General features: G+C 65.0%; 12 protein-coding genes and 2 pseudogenes. 6 read left to right on the top strand and 8 right to left on the bottom strand.

Annotation, left to right across the window (positions count from 1 at the left end; all coding sequences use genetic code 11):
• Window positions 1–134 precede the first annotated feature (134 nt).
• The 7 genes and pseudogenes from gcvT to nudE form a co-directional block, all read right to left on the bottom strand.
• Window positions 135–1,244, bottom strand: coding sequence for a glycine cleavage system aminomethyltransferase GcvT (gene gcvT / locus AC1POX_RS06820; protein WP_372356896.1), 1,110 nt, complete (start codon window positions 1,242–1,244; stop codon window positions 135–137).
• Between the two features lie 170 nt (window positions 1,245–1,414).
• A pseudogene (locus AC1POX_RS06815) lies at window positions 1,415–1,848 on the bottom strand (NfeD family protein).
• A 6-nt stretch (window positions 1,849–1,854) separates the two neighbouring features.
• Window positions 1,855–2,172, bottom strand: a pseudogene (locus AC1POX_RS06810) (SPFH domain-containing protein); the annotation flags it as partial.
• 124 nt (window positions 2,173–2,296) lie between these two features.
• Window positions 2,297–2,632 carry a YnfA family protein gene (locus AC1POX_RS06805; RefSeq protein WP_008572067.1) on the bottom strand — a complete coding sequence of 112 codons (336 nt, stop codon included), beginning with the start codon at window positions 2,630–2,632 and terminating at the stop codon, window positions 2,297–2,299.
• Entirely contained in the window at window positions 2,629–3,633 is a 1,005-nt protein-coding gene (mazG, locus tag AC1POX_RS06800; protein WP_372356895.1) for a nucleoside triphosphate pyrophosphohydrolase, read from the bottom strand. The genes AC1POX_RS06805 and mazG overlap by 4 nt, the downstream gene beginning before the upstream one ends.
• Before the next feature lie 193 nt (window positions 3,634–3,826).
• Complete coding sequence (gene cysQ, locus AC1POX_RS06795) at window positions 3,827–4,627, bottom strand: 3'(2'),5'-bisphosphate nucleotidase CysQ (RefSeq protein ID WP_008572065.1); 801 nt, start codon at window positions 4,625–4,627, stop codon at window positions 3,827–3,829.
• Window positions 4,624–5,172, bottom strand: a complete 549-nt coding sequence (nudE, locus tag AC1POX_RS06790; RefSeq protein WP_029819959.1) for an ADP compounds hydrolase NudE — start codon at window positions 5,170–5,172, stop codon at window positions 4,624–4,626. The genes cysQ and nudE overlap by 4 nt, the downstream gene beginning before the upstream one ends.
• Before the next feature lie 41 nt (window positions 5,173–5,213).
• On the opposite strand from nudE, the gene bioA reads away from it, so the two are divergent.
• Together bioA and AC1POX_RS06780 are read left to right on the top strand one after the other, a co-directional pair.
• A complete protein-coding gene (gene bioA, locus AC1POX_RS06785) occupies window positions 5,214–6,632 on the top strand; it encodes an adenosylmethionine--8-amino-7-oxononanoate transaminase (protein ID WP_011348219.1) in 1,419 nt (472 codons plus the stop codon).
• Window positions 6,623–7,357 carry a 16S rRNA (uracil(1498)-N(3))-methyltransferase gene (locus AC1POX_RS06780; RefSeq protein WP_008572062.1) on the top strand — a complete coding sequence of 245 codons (735 nt, stop codon included), beginning with the start codon at window positions 6,623–6,625 and terminating at the stop codon, window positions 7,355–7,357. The genes bioA and AC1POX_RS06780 overlap by 10 nt, the downstream gene beginning before the upstream one ends.
• Window positions 7,358–7,658: 301 nt before the next feature.
• Here AC1POX_RS06780 and AC1POX_RS06775 read toward each other — a convergent pair whose 3' ends face one another.
• A complete protein-coding gene (locus AC1POX_RS06775) occupies window positions 7,659–8,657 on the bottom strand; it encodes a glucokinase family protein (protein ID WP_014090755.1) in 999 nt (332 codons plus the stop codon).
• Between the two features lie 719 nt (window positions 8,658–9,376).
• On the opposite strand from AC1POX_RS06775, the gene AC1POX_RS06770 reads away from it, so the two are divergent.
• The 4 genes from AC1POX_RS06770 (at window position 9,377) to AC1POX_RS06755 (ending at window position 17,719) form a co-directional block, all read left to right on the top strand.
• A complete protein-coding gene (locus AC1POX_RS06770) occupies window positions 9,377–12,046 on the top strand; it encodes a TonB-dependent receptor (protein ID WP_078565779.1) in 2,670 nt (889 codons plus the stop codon).
• Window positions 12,047–12,254: 208 nt separating this feature from the next.
• Window positions 12,255–13,940, top strand: coding sequence for an alpha-L-fucosidase (locus AC1POX_RS06765; RefSeq protein WP_218506628.1), 1,686 nt, complete (start codon window positions 12,255–12,257; stop codon window positions 13,938–13,940).
• 3 nt (window positions 13,941–13,943) lie between these two features.
• On the top strand, window positions 13,944–15,011 hold the full coding sequence (locus tag AC1POX_RS06760) for a glycosyl hydrolase family 18 protein (protein WP_014090759.1): 1,068 nt from the start codon (window positions 13,944–13,946) through the stop codon (window positions 15,009–15,011).
• A gap of 257 nt (window positions 15,012–15,268) precedes the next feature.
• Entirely contained in the window at window positions 15,269–17,719 is a 2,451-nt protein-coding gene (locus AC1POX_RS06755) for a family 20 glycosylhydrolase (protein WP_372356894.1), read from the top strand.
• The last annotated feature ends 20 nt before the right edge of the window (window positions 17,720–17,739 follow it).

The following is a 17,739-nucleotide window of genomic DNA, read 5'->3' as shown; positions in this document are numbered from 1 at the left end:
GAAAGATGATGGTTGGGGACAGGTGGCTAGTTTAGACCGCGCGACAAGACAGGTGCACGCACGGCGATGGGGCGATGGCGATATGGATACGGACCCGGGCGCAGCGCCGCGCGCAATACGCGGCGCTACACGAGTCAGTCGCCGAGCACGCCGGGCTGTGCCTGGCCATCGCGCACGAACGGAAACTTCACTGCGCGCAGCGGCACCTGCTTGCCGCGGATGTCCACCCGCAGCTGCTCGATGCTGCCGGCCGGCACGCGCGCGAAGGCGATCGCCTTGCCCAGCGTGGGCGAGAACGTGCCGGACAGGATCTCGCCTTCGCCACTGGCGGTGAGCACGGTCTGGCCATGCCGCAACACGCCCTTCTCGTCCATCACCACACCGATCAGCTGACGCGGTGCGCCCTGCGCCTTTTGATATTCGAGCACGCTGCGACCGATGAAGTCGCGTCCTTCGTCCAGGGCGATCGTCCAGGCCAGCCCGGCCTCGTAAGGGGTAACGCCATCGTCCATGTCCTGCCCATAGAGATTCATGCCCGCTTCCAGACGCAGGGTGTCGCGTGCACCCAGGCCTGCGGGTTTGACGCCCTGCGCGAGCAACGCATTCCAGAATGCGACGGCAGCCTCTTGCGGCAACACGATCTCGAAACCGTCTTCGCCGGTGTAGCCGGTGCGCGCAAGAAACAAATCGATGCCGTCGCGCGAACGCGTCTGCAGCGCGGCGAAACGGCCGAGCTTGCTCGCCGCTGCGGTGTCGGCAGGGTCGAGCAGGTCGATGACCTTGGCGCGCGCGCTGGGACCTTGCACGGCAATCATGGCGAAGTCGCTGCGCTCTTCCACCCGCACGTCGAAGCGTGCGGCCTGCTCGCCGATCCACTGCAGGTCCTTTTCGCGGGTGGCGGCGTTGACCACCAGACGGAAGAAATCTTCCGTCATGTAGTAGACGATGAGGTCGTCGATCACCCCGCCCTGGGGATTGAGCATGCAGGTGTACAGCGCCTTGCCGGAGACCTTGAGCTTGTCCACCGAGTTGGCGAGCAGGTAGCGCAGAAACTCGCGCACGCGCGCACCGTGCAGGTCGACCACCGTCATGTGGCTGACGTCGAACATGCCGGCGTCGCGGCGCACCTGGTGGTGCTCGTCCAGTTGCGAGCCGTAGTGGATCGGCATGTCCCAGCCGCCGAAGTCGACCATCTTGGCGCCAAGCGCACGATGGGTGTCGTTGAGGATGGTCTTCTGGGTCATGTGCGCCGTTCCAAAGGAAAGACGGCCATTATCGCCGTCCTGTCACGCTTGGGGGAACGGCATACCGCTGTGTGGTTGCGCCGCCTGCGGGCGCGAACGCAGCGCGACGCTACGCCGCGCTGCAACAACGCCGAGGTCGGCACCGCAATGCCCTGCCCTGCCCGCATACATCAACCGGCCGGCTGCACCAGCAAGCCCATGCCATCGGCGCCGACGATGCGCACCGGCGTGCCGGCCGGCAGATCCGGGCCGGCCACCACCCAGAACGCATCATCGACCTTGGCGCGGCCGCGACCATCGTGGATGGCCTGATCGAGCAGCACGCAGCGGCCGATCAACTGCTCGGCACGCCGATTGTGCAGCGGCGATCACTCTGGCGGCCATTGCTGCGGAACCAGGCGCGATACACCTGCACTGAGACGATGCTGAGCAGCACGAATGCCACGATCTGCCACAGCAACGCGATGTTCGGCAACACCAGCACCAATACGCACACCGCTGCGGCAGCGATCCCCATCCACAGCAGGAAGGCACCCGGCACCAGGGTCTCGGCCGCAATCAGCAGCAGCGCCAGCATTGCCCAGACCGCCACGTCCCAGCGCATGGCACAGGCTCCCGCGCGCGGCGGCATCGGCGGTACGCGCACGGGCGCGTCGGGCTTGCCGGCCGCCTCCTTGGCCAGCTCGGCAACGCCGGCGATCGAACCGATGATGCCGCTGGATTCCATCGGCATCAGCACAAATTTCCGGTTGGGCGCGGTGGCCAGCGCCGTGGACGCTTCCACATACTTCTGTGCGACGAAATAGTTGATCGCCTGCACGCTGCCGATGGCGATGGCGATGGCGATGGCGTCGGACACCATCTGCGTCGTGCGTGCTTGGGCTTCGGCCAGACGTTCGCGCGCTTCTGCGTCGCGGAAGGCGGCTTCCGTGAGTATGGCTCAGCGCTCCCGGCGACCAACGCCGGCCACGTGCGGGGCAGGCCCGGGCGCAGCCGCTGCATCCGGCCGCTGTCGCAAGGCAATCAACGTGTGCGCGCACATGCAAACGCGCTCAGGCGCTACGTGGCGAGAACATGATCACCGCCATGCCGAGCAGGCAACAGGCGGCGCCGAGCAGATCCCAGCGCGTCGGCGTCACGCCGTCCACCCACCACAGCCACAGCAGCGCGCTGGCGATGTAGACCCCGCCATAGGCCGCGTACACGCGACCGCTCGCTTCCGGATGCAAGCTCAACAGCCAGACGAAGACGGCAAGGCTCAGCGCAGTGGGCAGCAGCAGCCACACGCTGCCCCCTTTGCGCAGCCAGAGATAAGGCAGGTAGCAACCGACCAACTCGGCGAGCGCCGTCGCGGCAAACAGCAGTAGCGTGGTCGGCGCGATCGTCATGCCTGCCGGGGCGTATCGGAGGCGGCGCCATCAGGGCCGGTTTGATACCCCGGTGCGCTGCGGGAAGCCTCACCGCCAACGGACGGGTCACTGCCGGCAGCGCTGTCTACAGGCGGTGCGTGGGACAGCGGGGCGTGCAAGGCCGATGCGTCGCCCGCGGAACCGTCGATGGCCGGCACATCGCCGCTGCGCTCCTCGCGTTTGACCTGTTGCCATAACGCTTCCTGTTCGCCCAGCGACAACGCGTTCAACGACGTGCCGGCAGCACGCGCCCGCGCTTCCATCGCACGAAAGCGACGTTCGAATTTCAGGTTGGCGTGCCGCAACGCGGCGCCGACATCCACCTTGGCATGGCGCGCCAGATTGGCGCAGACAAACAATACATCGCCCAATTCGTCTTCCAGCCGGGCCTGATTGTCGGCCACCGGGCCGCGTGCGAATTCCACGCGCAACTCTTCGATTTCTTCCTGCAGTTTTTCCAACACCGGCACCGGGCCAGGCCAATCGAAACCCACGCGCGCCGCGCGCGACTGCAGTTTGGTGGAGCGCTGCCATTCCGGCAGCCCGCGCGCGATGCCGGAAAGTGCGGAGTCGTCCTGGTTGCCAGCGGCACGACGCTCTTCGCGCTTGATCTGCTCCCAGTTGGCGCTCACCGCCTGCGCATCGGGCGCCGGTTGCGCGGCGAACACATGCGGGTGGCGACGTATGAGCTTGTCGCTGAGCGTGGCGACCACGTCGGCGAAGCCGAACGCTCCCTGCTCGGCCGCCATTTGCGAATGGAAGACCACCTGCAGCAACAGGTCGCCCAACTCGTCGCGCAGGCCAGCCAGGTCGTTGCGATCGATCGCATCGGCCACCTCGTAGGCTTCTTCGATGGTGTACGGCGCGATGCTGGCGAAGGTCTGCTGTACATCCCAGGGACAGCCGTGTTCGCGATCGCGCAGACGCGCCATCAAGTGCAACAGCTGCTGGATATCGCCGGTGGAAGGGGTCTGAGACATCGTGTATTCCTGGAACCTCTGAGTGAGTGCGCCGCCAGCGCATTTCCCACGCGAGGCAAGCGACGTACGCGGCCGTTGCACACCACCGCAACGGCGCGCGGCACGCAAGCGCGTGCGGGGATACCGGAGTGTACCTTTCAGGGCGTCAGGGCCTTGCACAGCCATGCCGTCGCCAAGACGGCACGCATGCCGCTCAGGCCAGCCAATCGCGCCAGGGCAGATTGGGGTCGCCCAGTGCGATGAAGTCGCCGTTGAGCAAGGTGTCGCGGCGGTTGTAGCGGAACGGTTTGCCGCTGGCGCCGGCCAGCAACACGCCACCGGCCGCATGCAGCACGCACTGGCCGGCGGCGGTGTCCCACTCGGAGGTGGGACCGAAGCGGGGATACACGTCCAGATCGCCTTCGGCGATGCGGCAGAACTTCAACGACGACCCTTGCGCGACCACGTCGATCTCGCCCATCCGCTCCAGCGCGGCGGCGGTACGCGCGTCGCGATGAGAACGGCTGGCCGCCACCCGCAAGGGCGTGGCGGCCGGGGTGCGCGTGTGCAGCATCTCGTCGCGGTCGCCATCGCGGCGGAAGGCATTCTCGCCACGCGCGGCGTACCAGACCCGCCCGTCGACCGGCGCCTGCACCACCCCGAGCACCGGTGCGCCCATATGGATGAGTGCGATGTTGACGCTGAACTCGCCATTGCGCTTGACGAATTCGCGGGTGCCATCGAGCGGATCGACCAACCAGTAACTGGTCCAGTACTGGCGTTGTTCCCAGGCCACATGCGCAGACTCTTCCGACAGCACCGGCACGTCCGGGGTGACACGGCGCAGGCCTTCGACGATGACGCGGTTGGCTGCCAGGTCGGCCTGGGTCAGCGGGCTGGCGTCGTCCTTGATCTCCACCGAAAAGTCCTGGGCGTAGACCTCCATGATTGCCGCGCCGGCATCGCGCGCGATGGCGATCACGGTTTCGCGCAGCTCCATCGGGATGCGGATCATGGATTGCGCTCCAGCCACTCGCGCGCAATGAACAAGGCGGCCAGCGAGCGGCCTTCGGAGAAATCTTCGCGCAGCATCAATTCGTCCAGACGTGCGATCGGCCACGGCACCACGTCCATCTCTTCCGGCTCGTCGCCCACCAGGCGCTCGGGGTAGAGGTCGCGTGCCAGCACCAACCAGGATTGGTGACTCATATAAGTAGGAGCAAGCGTCATTGCGCGCAGCACCCGTACCTGGCGTGCGCCATAGCCGGCTTCTTCCTTGAGCTCGCGGTCGGCGGCCTGCTCGGGTGTTTCGCCGGCGTCGATGCGGCCCTTGACCAGACCGAGCTCGTAGCGATGCACGCCGGCGGCATATTCGCGCACCAGCAGCACGGTTTGCGCATCGAGCATCGGCACCACCACCACGGCGCCGTGGCCCTGGCTGAGTTGGCGTTCGTAGATGCGGCGCTGCCCGTTGGAAAATTCCAGATCCAGCTGCTGCCGACGGAACGGCCCGTCGCCCAGATCGGTGATCTTGTGGATGATCGGCAGACGCGAGCTCATGCGTCGCACGCAGCCGCAAAGCGGGCCGATAGAATAGGCGGATGCATCGACATGTCCATGAACCCGAAATCCTAGCAGACCCTGCAGCCGCACAAACTGCCGAACATTGGCGACAACGCGATCTCGGCGTGGTGTGGCACCCCTGCACGCAGATGCGTGAGCACCCGCACACGCTGCCGCTGGTGCCGATCGCGCGTGGCGAAGGCGCATGGCTGGTCGGCCATGACGGCCGCCGCTATCTGGACGCGGTGAGCAGCTGGTGGACCAACCTGTTCGGTCATACCGAACCGCGCATCGGCGCGGCCATCGCGCGCCAGGCCGGCGAACTGGAACAGGTGATGCTGGCCGGCTTCACGCATACGCCGGCCGTGCAACTGGCCGAGCAGTTGCTGGCGATCGCGCCACGCCAGGCCGGGCGCGCGCCGTTGTCCAAGGTGTTCTACGCCGACAACGGATCGGCGGGCGTGGAGGTGGCGCTGAAGATGGCCTTTCATTACTTCCACAATCGCGGCGACCACCGGCGGACGCGGTTCATTGCACTGGAGAACGGCTACCACGGCGAAACCATCGGCGCGCTATCGGTGGGCGATATTCCGCTGTACCGGCGCGTGTATGCGCCGCTGTTGCTGGAGGCAATGTTCACGCCCTCGCCCGATGCCTACCTGGCCGAACCGGGGCAAAGCGCCGAAGACTATGCGCTGCAGGCAGCCGATGCGTTGCAAGCACTGTTCGAACGCTCGCCCGGCGAAATCTGTGCGCTGATTCTGGAGCCGCGCGTGCAATGCGCGGGCGGGATGCGCATGTACCACCCGGCGTATCTGCGCCGCGCACGCGAATTGTGCGATGCCCATGGCGCATTCTTGATCGCCGACGAGATCGCCACCGGCTTCGGCCGTACCGGCACCCTGTTCGCCTGCGAACAGGCCGGCGTGATGCCCGACCTGTTGTGCCTGTCGAAGGGGCTGACCGGCGGCTTCCTGCCGCTGTCGGCGGTGCTGGCCACGCAGCAGTTGTACGACGCGTTCCTGGACGATTCGCGCGAGCGTGCGTTTCTGCATTCGCACAGCTACACCGGCAATCCGCTGGCATGTGCGGCGGCGTTGGCGACCTTGAAGATCTTCGCAGACGACGACGTGATTGCGCGCAACCAACCCATCGCCGCGCGCATGCGCGAGCTCGCTGCGCAGATCGGCGCACACCCGGCCGTGGCGGACGTGCGCCAGGCCGGCATGATCGTGGCGTTCGAGCTGACCCAGGGCGGCGACAAGCGCACGCCGTTTGCGTCCGCCGCGCGCGTCGGCCTGAAGGCGTATCGCGCGGCGCTCGAGAAAGGCGTGGTGCTGCGCCCGCTCGGCGACGTGCTGTACTGGATGCCGCCGTATTGCGTGGACGAGGCCCAGCTTGCGTTGTTGGCCGACACCACCGGCCATGCCATCACCGAGGCGGTCGCATGCGCCTGACCCGCTCGCATGTCGCGCTGCCGCTGCACTGCGACCAGGAAGTGACGTTGCCGGAAGAGTCGGCCAATCACCTGCTGCGGGTACTGCGGCTGCGCGAGGGCGATGCCTGCATCCTGTTCAACGGCGACGGCAGCGACTACCACGCACGCATCACCGTGGCGGGCAAGCGCGATGCACGTGCGCTGGTGGAACGCGCCGAGCCGCTCTCCAACGAATCGCCGCTGCGCATCACCTTGATGCAAGGCATCGCGCGCGGGGAAAAGATGGATCTGATCCTGCAGAAGGCCACCGAGCTGGGCGTTGCGGCGATCGTACCGGTGATCGCCGAGCGCACCGAGGTCAAGCTCGATGCGGCGCGCACCGAAAAACGCGTGGCGCACTGGCGCAGCGTGGTGGTGTCGGCCTGCGAGCAATCCGGGCGCGCACGTCTTCCCAGCGTGGCCGTGCCGCAGGGTCTGCAGGACGCGGCGCAGGCTAGCGACGCGCATGCGCTCCGGCTGACGCTGGACCCACAGGGCGAGCATCGCCTGGGCACGTTGGCATCGAGCATCCAGCAACACGTCGTCGTGGCGATCGGGCCGGAAGGCGGCTGGTCGCCGCGCGATCGCGCGCTACTTGCCGAGGCGGGCTTCAGCGGCCTGCAGCTGGGGCCACGCATCCTGCGCACCGAAACGGCGGGACTGGCGGCGATTGCGGCGCTGCAGTCGCGGTTCGGGGACCTGTAGCACCATGGCACTGTAGGAGCGCACCGGTGCGCGACAGGGCGTTTATCGGTAACGCCTCATCGCGCCCGGGTGCGCTCCTACGGGGATGCGGGAATTTGCTCGGCATGGCGTCGTCTCTTGTATGTTGACGGCTCCGTCCACCGCGTCCCGACCTGACACCCGCGCAGTCTCGTAGGAGCGCACCTGGGCGCGACAGGGCGTTTATCGGTAACCCCTCATCGCGCTGGGTGCGCTCCTGCGGGATGCGGAGGTGATCGATCTGGCTGCAGCCGGCTTGCTGCACCTGCCGATGTGCGAGCGCTCAGCGGCCGTGCTGCAGGAACCAGCTGGCAGCACCGATGACGCCGAGCTGGCCGTGCTCGACGATGCTCACCGGCACCTGCTCCAACGCGGGACGCAAGGCGCCCTTGTCGAGCAGGCGCGCGACAAAATCGCTCTCGGCGATGAAGCTGGCGATTTGCGGCAGGAAACCGCCGGCCAGATAGACACCACTGCGCACGCCATACAGCAACATCAGGTCGCCGACCACGCTGCCCATAAATCCGCAAAACGCCTGCAGCGCGTCGTGCGCCAATCCATCGTTGCCGGCCATTGCGGCCGCGGTGATGTCGGCCGGGGTGGCATGCACCACGCTGTCGCCGCGCAAGGCGGCCAGCGCGGTGTACAGATTCAACAGGCCCGGGCCGGACAACAGCGTTTCGGTACCCACGTGAGTGCGCGTGCGCCGCAGTTCCTGCAGCAACGCCATTTCCAGATCGCTGGCCGGCGCCAGTGCCGCGTGGCCGGCTTCGGTGGGCAGCACCACCGGATGGGCACCGTTGGGGATCCACAGCGCCGCGCCCAGGCCCGTGCCCGGACCAAGCACCAAGGCCGGGCCCGCGGCACCTTGCGCCGGGCCAGACAACTGCATGACCTGGTTGCCGATCATGTAATTGGCCGCGTAGGCGACCGCTTCGAAATCGTTGACCAGATGCAAGGCCTGCATGCCGAGCTGGCGGCGGATCTGCTCGGGTGCCAGCACCCAGGGCAGATTGGTGGTGATCACGCTGCCGTCTTCCAGCGCGTAGCCGGCGCTGGCGATCACGCCCCGGCGGACTGGTGCACATCCCAGTTCCGCGAAGAACGTGGTCATGATGTCGGCCAGACCCGGATACTCGGCGCAGCGGTACTTGCGGTAGTCCAGCACCGTGACCGGCTTGCCTGCGTCATCGCTTTCGCACACCAGCGCCAGGCGCACGTGCGTCCCGCCCACATCGGCGGCAACGAAGGTTTCGTGGCGCGGAAAGGCCACCGCTTCCATTGGACTGCTTGCGCTCACGCATTCTCCTGATCAGTGGCGGCGGCTGGCGTCGTCGCGCGTTGTCCGACAAACGGCCAACGGGTAGACAACGTTGTCAGCAATCGCCCTGTAACGCAACCGTGGCAACCGCACCGCGTCCCGGACGGGGCGGCGCGCCTCATTCGCCAAAAATACGCGGTCGCAACGGCGATTCCTGCACAACCCCAGGGCGAACCGGGGCAGGCGCAACATTTTCGATCGTATGCGCCGATGGTAGCAGTCGCGCTCGCAAAGCGTATTGCGCAAACCGCTGCGAGGCAAAGTCGGCTTTCGCCCGAAAATGCTGCATTGCAGCGCAATCGCAGCCACATCAGAGATCTGTGACGACGTGTTGACAACGCTGTCAGGGCTACGCGAGACTCGATTCAAATCGGAGTTCTGGCAGGAGGGGCCATGGACTGTTCGGTACTGAAGAACGGGCATTCCCTCGCCTGGCATTCCAGATTCGCGAGTCGTGCGTCGCCCGACGTTCCCGCTCGCTGATGTGCGTTTAGCTCCACCGCTTCACCACACGGGGGACACCTCCTTCACCACGCGAATCGCCTGCACCTGCTTCGAAACAAGCGTGCCAGCGCAATCATCGCGATCGGTCAGGGCGTGTTGTTTTGCCGGCCACGCCGAGCGCGTTGCGTCCTATTGCAGGGCAGCACGCTCACAGCACTAACCAATGAGGTTTAGCCATGCACAGCCGCACCACGACGTTAGCACTCTGTATCACCGCCGCTCTGTACTGCTCCGGCTCTGCAATGGCTGCCGGACAAGAACAACAAGCCCCGGCCAGCACGCCATCGGCCACCACCGAGCTGGATACCATCACCGTCACCGGCTACCGCGCGTCGCTGGAGAAGAGCCAGGCGGTCAAGCGCTCGGCCAACTCCATCGTCGATGCGATCAGCGCCGAAGACATCGGCAAGTTCCCGGACGTCAATGCGGCCGAATCGCTGTCGCATCTCCCGGGTATCAGCGTCGACCGCCAGTTCGGCGAAGGCGAAAAGGTCAGCATCAACGGCACCGACCCGGCCTTGAACCGCGTGCTGCTCAATGGCCAGACCATCGCCTCGGGCGACTGGGGCGGCAACCCGACCGATACCAGCGGCCGTACCTTCAACTACACGCTGCTGTCGCCGGAAATCATCGGCCTGATGGAGGTCTACAAGACCCCTGAAGCGCGCATCGACGAAGGCTCGATCGGCGGCACGGTGATCGTGCACACCCGCAAGCCGCTGGACCTGCCCAAGAACACCATCCGCGGCTCGGTCGGCTACAACTACAACGACCGCTCCGAAGAGGGCAATCCGCGCGGGTCGGCGCTGTGGAGCTGGAAGAACGACGACGAAACATTCGGCGCGTTGATCTCCGCCACGCACGACAAGCAGGACCTGGCACGCGCCGGTATCGAATACTTCGGTTACACCACCGGCGCCAACATTCCGCCGACCGCCACCATCACCGGCGACGGCAGCGATGTGGCCACCGCGCGCGTGCCGGCCGGCATCAACAGCGCATTCTTCCAGCAGACCCGCGAACGCAGCGGCGTGCAGGGCGCGTTGCAGTGGAAGCCGAACGACCAGAACGAATTCAACCTGACCGGCCTGTACATCAAGGGCAAGTACAACAACTTCAGCCAATCGCGTTATGTCTGCCCGGCCTGCAACAACGATCTTCAGAAGGTGACCCAGGCAAACGTGCAGAACGGCATCGTCACCTCGGCCACAGTCAGCGATGGCGCAGCTGGTCAGCCCTACGCGCAGCTGGATGCCAACTACCGCGAGAGCACCGTCACCACCAAGAGCCTGAACCTTCGTCACGACTGGTCTGGTGAAAAGTGGGTGTTCACCACCCAAGTCGGCGACACCAAGGCCACCGGTGGTAAGAACCCAGAATATCTGATGAAGTTCCTCATGCAGGACGGGGGCTACAACTTCGCCTATAACGGGAATAACACCGCAGTTAATTACGACAACGGTGGCGCGGCGAATTGGGCACTGCCTGGTTCCCCGGCTGGCCTTGCTCCAGGCTCACAGGATGCCAGCGCCATGCAGGCCGGCGGCATCCTCTATCAACAGAGCACTGACGAAGAAAAATATTTCCAATGGGACGCAGCACGCGATCTTGCGTGGGGGCCGTTCACCAAACTTCAGTTTGGCTACAAGTACATCAATCACAACAACGGAGTGAATGCGCGCAGTAATCGCATCAACACTACGGATCCTGTCGTGTTGACGCAGTTCAACCCCGGCAGCACGCCGAGCAGCCTCTATGACGGCCTAGGTGCCAGCGGAGACCTGACGACCTGGTCCACCGCCAATCTAGGCGCTGTCCGTAGTTATCTGTTGTCCTTGCCTCAAGGACCGTTCCGCACAGACTTCGGCTCATCCTTCGACGTAAAAGAAATCACTCAGAACTTTTACACTCAGTTGAACTTCGAGTCTGGTCAGTGGCGCGGTAACGTCGGCGTGCGCCTGTTGGATACCAGCGACAAATCGAACTACTGGCAGAGCAACGACGGCGGAGCGACCTACGATCGCGTTTCCGAGACCAACAGCTACCGCAAGGCTCTGCCGAGCTTCAACATCGCCTATGACGTCACCGACGACGCTGTACTGCGCTTTTCAGCAGCCAAGGTCATCGCGCGACCACGTTACGCCGACCTTGCTGGCTCGTTCACCATCAACAGTGGTAACGGTGGCGTTGGCAACCTGACGGCAAACGGCGGCAACCCGGACCTGAAGCCGTACGAATCCACCAACTACGATCTGGCTGCCGAGTGGTACTTCGCCCCGTCCAGCATGCTGTCCGGGGAAGTGTTCTACCGTGATATCAGTTCCTACATCGTCAACGTGACCACGACCCAGCAATTGAATCCGGCTCCGCCGGCACTTGCTGGTCCTTACCAGGTCACCACCCCGGTCAACGTTTCCGATGCCAAGGTCAAGGGTGTCGCAGTCAACTATCAGCAGGCTTTTGGTCTGGGCTTCGGGTTGCAGGCCAACTACACATTTGCCGAGTCCGACTCCAGCTCCGGTCTGAACCTGCCGTACCTGTCGCGCGACACCTACAACGTGATTCCGTACTGGGAACACGGCGACTGGACCGTACGCGTGAATTACAGCTACCGTTCCAAGTATTTCACCCAGATCGGTCGCCTGTCGTCACAGGATTTCGCCGACAGCTACAAGCAGCTGGATTTGACCGCCTCGTATCAGATCACCGACTACATGGGGATCACCTTCGGCGCGACCAATCTGCTGGATTCGACCTACAGGCTCTTCAGCAACACGCGCGATACCCCCACGGCGTTCTACAAGAACGGCCGCGGCTACCAGGCCCAGTTGAACTTCAAGTTCTGATGTAGCACCCGGCGCGCCACCGACCCTCCACGGTGGCGCGCTTTTTTTTTGGACCTGTCGCTGTCCGCAGCGGCAGGTCGATGTCGCAACAAGGAGTGGTACTGGCCACGCCCCTTCGCCGCCGAGGGGGCGTGGCCAGGCCCGCTTTCGCCATCTACGCGCGGCCGCAGCATGACCGACGCGTTTCGCTTACAGGAGTGCAGTTCCCATGACGACCGATAGCCGCCAGTTCGCGGCTCCATCCCGCCGCCACGCCGGAGCTGCACCCAGGAGCCGAATGCTCGCGTTCGCTCTGTTGCTCGCGCTGCCCGCGCTGCACGTCAACGCGGCGCAATCGCCCACCGCCCCTACCGCCACCACGCTCAGCCCCGAGGCGATCGACCAGCAGTGGCTCGATGCCACCGCTGCCTATGCGCCCGAACGCGAGCGTCTGGTGCGCGAAGCCGAAGCCGGCGCGCGCAAGGGCCCGTTCCGTCCCGACTGGGCCGCACTGAAGGCGTATCAATCGCCGGCGTGGTACGACAACGCCAAGTTCGGCATCTTCATCCACTGGGGCGTGTTCTCGGTACCGGCGTTCGGCAGCGAGTGGTATTCGCGCAACATGTATCTGCAAGGCTCCAAGGAATTTGCCCATCACGTGGCGACCTACGGGCCGCAGGCGAGTTCCGGCTACAAGGATCTGATTCCCAAGTTCACCGCGCCCAAGTTCGACCCGAATGGCTGGGCCAAGCTGTTCCGGCAATCCGGCGCGCGCTATGTAGTGCCGGTGGCCGAGCACCACGACGGTTTTGCGCTGTACGACTCCAAGCTATCCGACTGGACCGCAATGAAGATGGGGCCCAAGCGCGACCTGCTGGGCGAGTTGTCCAAGGCCATCCGCGCACAAGGGCTGCATTTCGGGCTGTCATCGCACCGTGCCGAACACAACTGGTTCTTCGATGGCGGGCGCACCTTCGATTCGGACGTCAACGATCCGCGTTACGCCGCGCTGTATGGTCCGGCGCAGGTGCGCCTGCCGGGCAAGGACGATGCCGATGTGGCCAACGACTGGACACCGGTCTCGCAGGCCTGGCTGGACGATTGGCTGGCGCGCACCACCGAGTTGATCGACACCTATCAACCGGACCTGATCTATTTCGATTGGTGGATCGCCCACCCCACCTTCCGCCGCAGCCTGCCGACGATGCTGGCGTATTACTACAATCAGGGCGCGGCGCGTACCGAAGCAGACCGCGGCGTGGTGGTGAACTACAAGCTGGGCGCCTTCCCCGAAGGTGCAGGCACGCTGGATATCGAGCGCGGCCAGCTCACCGGCATCCACCCCACGCATTGGCAGACCGACACCTCGGTAAGCAACGCCTCGTGGGGCTATATCGAAAACGACACCTACAAGTCGCCCACCTTCATCATCCACATGCTGGCCGACGTGGTGGCCAAGAACGGCAACCTGATGCTCAACATCGGTCCGCGCGCCGATGGTTCGATTCCGGAGACCGAGCGCGGCATCCTGCTGGCGATCGGCAAGTGGCTCAAGACCAACGGCGGCGCGATCTACGACAGCAAGCCGTGGCGCGTGTATGGCGAAGGCCCCACCGAAGTGGTGGGCGGCACCTTCCAGGACATCAAGACCAAGCCGTACACGGCCGAGGATTTCCGCTTCACCACGCGCGATGGCGCGCTGTATGCGATCGAACTCGGCTGGCCCAGCAATGGCGAGGCGGTGATCCGCTCGCTCAAGGCCGCCGACGGCGTGCGCGCGGTGACCTTGCTGGCAAACGGCAAGAAGATCCCGTTCGAACAACGGGCCGACGGCCTGCATCTGCGCCTGCCGGTCAAGCCGGTTGGCGAGAGTGCCTACGTCTTCCGCATCGACCTCTCCTCCCCCACTCCCTGACGGATGTTGTCTTTCATGAGCAAGCGATTGACCTGGATGTTGCTCGCGCTGGCATTTGCCTGCGCCCCGGCCTTGGCCAAAAACCCCACGGCGTTGTTCTATCTGATGAACACGCAGAAATCGACCAACTCGTTCATTGCCAACGTCGACAAGATCGATGTGGTGGTGCCCACCTGGTACGGCGTGGACCAGAACGGCCTGGTCAACGGCACCCCCAACATGTACCTGTACGACATCGCCAAGCAGCACAAGCTGCGGGTGATGCCGATCCTGTCGATGACGACCGGTCGCGAAGGCTTCCACAAGCTGATGCATGACGAAGCCGCCAAGAAGCGCATGATCGAATCGCTGCTCATCCACGGCAAGCAGCACAAGTACTACGGCTTCCAGTTCGATTTCGAAAACATCGCCTGGACCGACCGCGACGCCTACACGCTGATGGTCAAGCAGACCGCAGATGCGCTGCACAAGGCCGGTTTCAAGATGTCGGTCGCCGTGGTGCCGAATGCACCGGGTCATGCCGAAGGCGGCCAGTTCTCCAAGTGGATGTGGGAATACTGGCGCGGTGCGTACGACCTCAAGGCGCTGGGCCAGGCGGTGGATCTGGTCAGCCTGATGACCTACGACCAGCACACGCGCTGGACCACGCCGGGCCCGGTCGATGGCATGGTGTGGATGAAGAAGCACCTGGATTACGCCATCACCCAGGTGCCGAAGGACAAGCTGTCGCTGGGCATCGCCACCTACGGCTACCGCTGGTACACCGGCAACCCGGTGAAGGAAGACGGCACCGAGGCATCGAACATTTCCGCAACGTATATCGATGCAGACGAGTCGTTCCCGCTGGCGCAGGAACAGAACGCCACCGTGCAGTGGGATCCGGTCGAGCAGGAATCCTGGTTCTACTTCTATCGCGACGACATGCGCGAGTGGGTGTTCCGCCCGGACGCGCGCAGCTTCAAGGCACGTTACGAACTGACCAAGCAATACGGCCTGGAAGGCTTCAGCTGCTGGGTGCTGGGCGCCGAAGACCCGAAGGTGTGGGACGAGCTACCGACCGCGCAGCGCTAAGCGCAGCCGACGCTACGATGGCACAGCGATCAGGCGGGCACGGCTGGTGCAAGGAATCGGACTGCGTGGCTGCATTCCGATTCCAGCGTTGCCCGCGCCCGTTTTGCAGCGACCGACGCCCCTGACGTGATCGCATGACCACGCGGTGCCCACGCTGCGCAGCGGGACCAAGCGTGCGCCAGTCACTGCGTCTTCCGATACGGCTTTGCTACTGTGCGTGGCTGCCGTGTACCGCCGCCATACCGGGATGTGATTGCATGACGTCGAACTCCGCACCCACCGCACGCCTGACAGCCGTCGCGCCGTTCTCCTCGCGCCTGCTTGCGCTTGCGTTCGCAGCAGTGTCGCTGGCCGGCTGCGGTCAACGTGCACCAGGCACCTCGCCGGCCGCTGCCACCGCCGGCGCACCTGCTGCCGCAACCGCAGACACTGCGGGTACCCCGTTGCCACTGATTCCCGCAGCAGTCGAGGTCAAACGCGGTAGCGGCAGCTTCACGGTGGGCGCCGGCACGGTGATTTCGATCGTGCCCGGCGATACCGATGCACGCCGCAGTGCCGAACATCTGGCCGATTTGCTGCAACGCACACGCGGGCTGCGGTTGGAAGTGCGCGCCGAAGCCAGCGCATCGCCGGGCAGCATCCGCCTGGAGCGCAGCGCGCAGGCGCCGGTAGCGCACAAGGAAGGCTATAGCCTGGAGGCCGATGCCAGGGGCGTGCGCATCGCCGCGCGCGATGGCGCCGGCTTGTTGTACGGCGCAATCAGCGCCTGGCAATTGATGACACCGGATGCACGCAAGGGCGAGGTCCGGCTGCCGGCGGTGACGATTCGCGACTGGCCGCGTTTCAGCTGGCGCGGCCAGCACCTGGATGTGGCCCGGCATTTCCATGATGTGGACACGGTCAAGCATGTGCTCGATACGATGGCCCTGCACAAGCTCAACGTGCTGCATTGGCATCTCACCGATGACCAGGGCTGGCGCATCGAGATCAAGCGCTATCCCAAGCTCACCGAGGTAGGCGCATGGCGCACACCGCCCGGCGCCGGCCAGCACGGCACGCCGCAGCGTTATGGCGGCTTCTACACCCAGGAACAGATCAGCGAGATCGTCGCCTATGCGGCGCGCCTGCATATCACCGTGCTGCCGGAACTGGACATGCCCGGCCATGCGCAGGCAGCCGTTGCCGCCTACCCCGAAGACGTGGGCGTACCCGGCGCACGCACGCAGGTGGGCGTGGACTGGGGCGTCAACCCGTACCTGTTCAACACCAGCGAACGTAGCCTGACCTTCATCACCAACGTGCTGGACGAAGTGCTGACCTTGTTCCCGTCGACCTACATCCACATCGGTGGCGATGAGGCGGTGAAGGATCAATGGGAAGCCTCACCGGCGGTGCGCGCGCAGATGCGCAAGCTCGGGGTCAAGGACGCGCATGCGATGCAGGGCTGGTTCAACGAACAGCTGGCGGCCTACCTCACCCAGCACGGCCGGCGCATGATCGGCTGGGATGAAATTCTGGAAGGCGGCGTGCCGGCCAGTGCGTCGGTGATGTCGTGGCGCGGCATCGAAGGCGCGGTGACTGCAGCACAGCAAGGCCACGATGTGGTGCTGGCGCCGGGCGACTGGCTGTATCTGGACAACCTGCAGACCACCCGCAGCGACGAACCGAACGGTCGCCTCACGGTGTTGCCGCTGTCGAAGGTCTACGCATTCGACCCGGTGCCGGCCGAGCTCAGCGCCGAACAGGCCAGGCATGTACTGGGCGCACAAGGCGCGTTGTGGTCCGAATACATCCCCTCGCAGTGGCATGTGGATCACGCCTTGTTCCCGCGTTTATCTGCAATAGCGGAAGTGACCTGGTCGCCGCCGGCAGCGCGCAGCTGGAACAGCTTTCTGGCCCGCATGCCGGCGCAGCTGCAGCGCTACAAGGCGCTGGGTATCGATTACAGCGACGGCGCCTTCGCTGCCGATATCGCGCTGGAAGGCGGACCCAATCCGGTGCTCGCCGGCGGGCCGGCCAAGGTGACACTGAGCACGCAAGCCGGCGCGGGCACGCTGCACTACACCATCGACGGCAGCGAGCCCACGCCGGCATCGCCGCGCTACAGCGCGCCGTTGACGATTCGATTGCCGACCACGGTCAAGGCCACGGCGTTCGATGCGAACGGCACGCCGCTGGCGGCCACGCGCAGCCGTACCTTCGATCGCGCCAGTTTGTTGCGGGTGGATACGCAGGGACTGCAGCACTGCGTCGAAACCGGCGCGCTCGGCTTGCGGCTGCCGCTGCTGCCGGAGATGACCGGCGCCGACACGCCGGTGTACAACGTCGACCTGTTCCATGCCTGCCGCCTGTATCCGCAGGCACGGCTGGACGGTATCGGCGCAATCCGCATCGACGCCGCACGCCTGCCCAACAACTTCGGCCTGGCGCACGAGCAATCCAAGGTCGTGCAATACCCGGCCAAAACCCGCGGCGGTGAGCTGGAAGTGCGTCTGGGCTGCGACGGCGATCTGATCGCCAGCGTGCAGCTGCCGCGCAGCGACACCCTGGGCGAACAATTCACCCTGGAAACCGCACTGCCTGCACGCACCGGCATCCACGATCTCTGCCTGCGCTTCACCGCGCCGATCCGCGGCCCCCTGTATGCCATCGGCGCCGTCCAACTGATTGAAACCACTGCGCAGGCGCCCCCCGCCGCCACGCGCTGAGCCACCCTAGGAGAGTCACG

Source organism: Xanthomonas sp. NCPPB 3442 (assembly GCF_056725145.1).
Note: the sequence above shows the minus strand (reverse complement) of the source record. Positions and strands in the feature narration are given on the sequence as shown.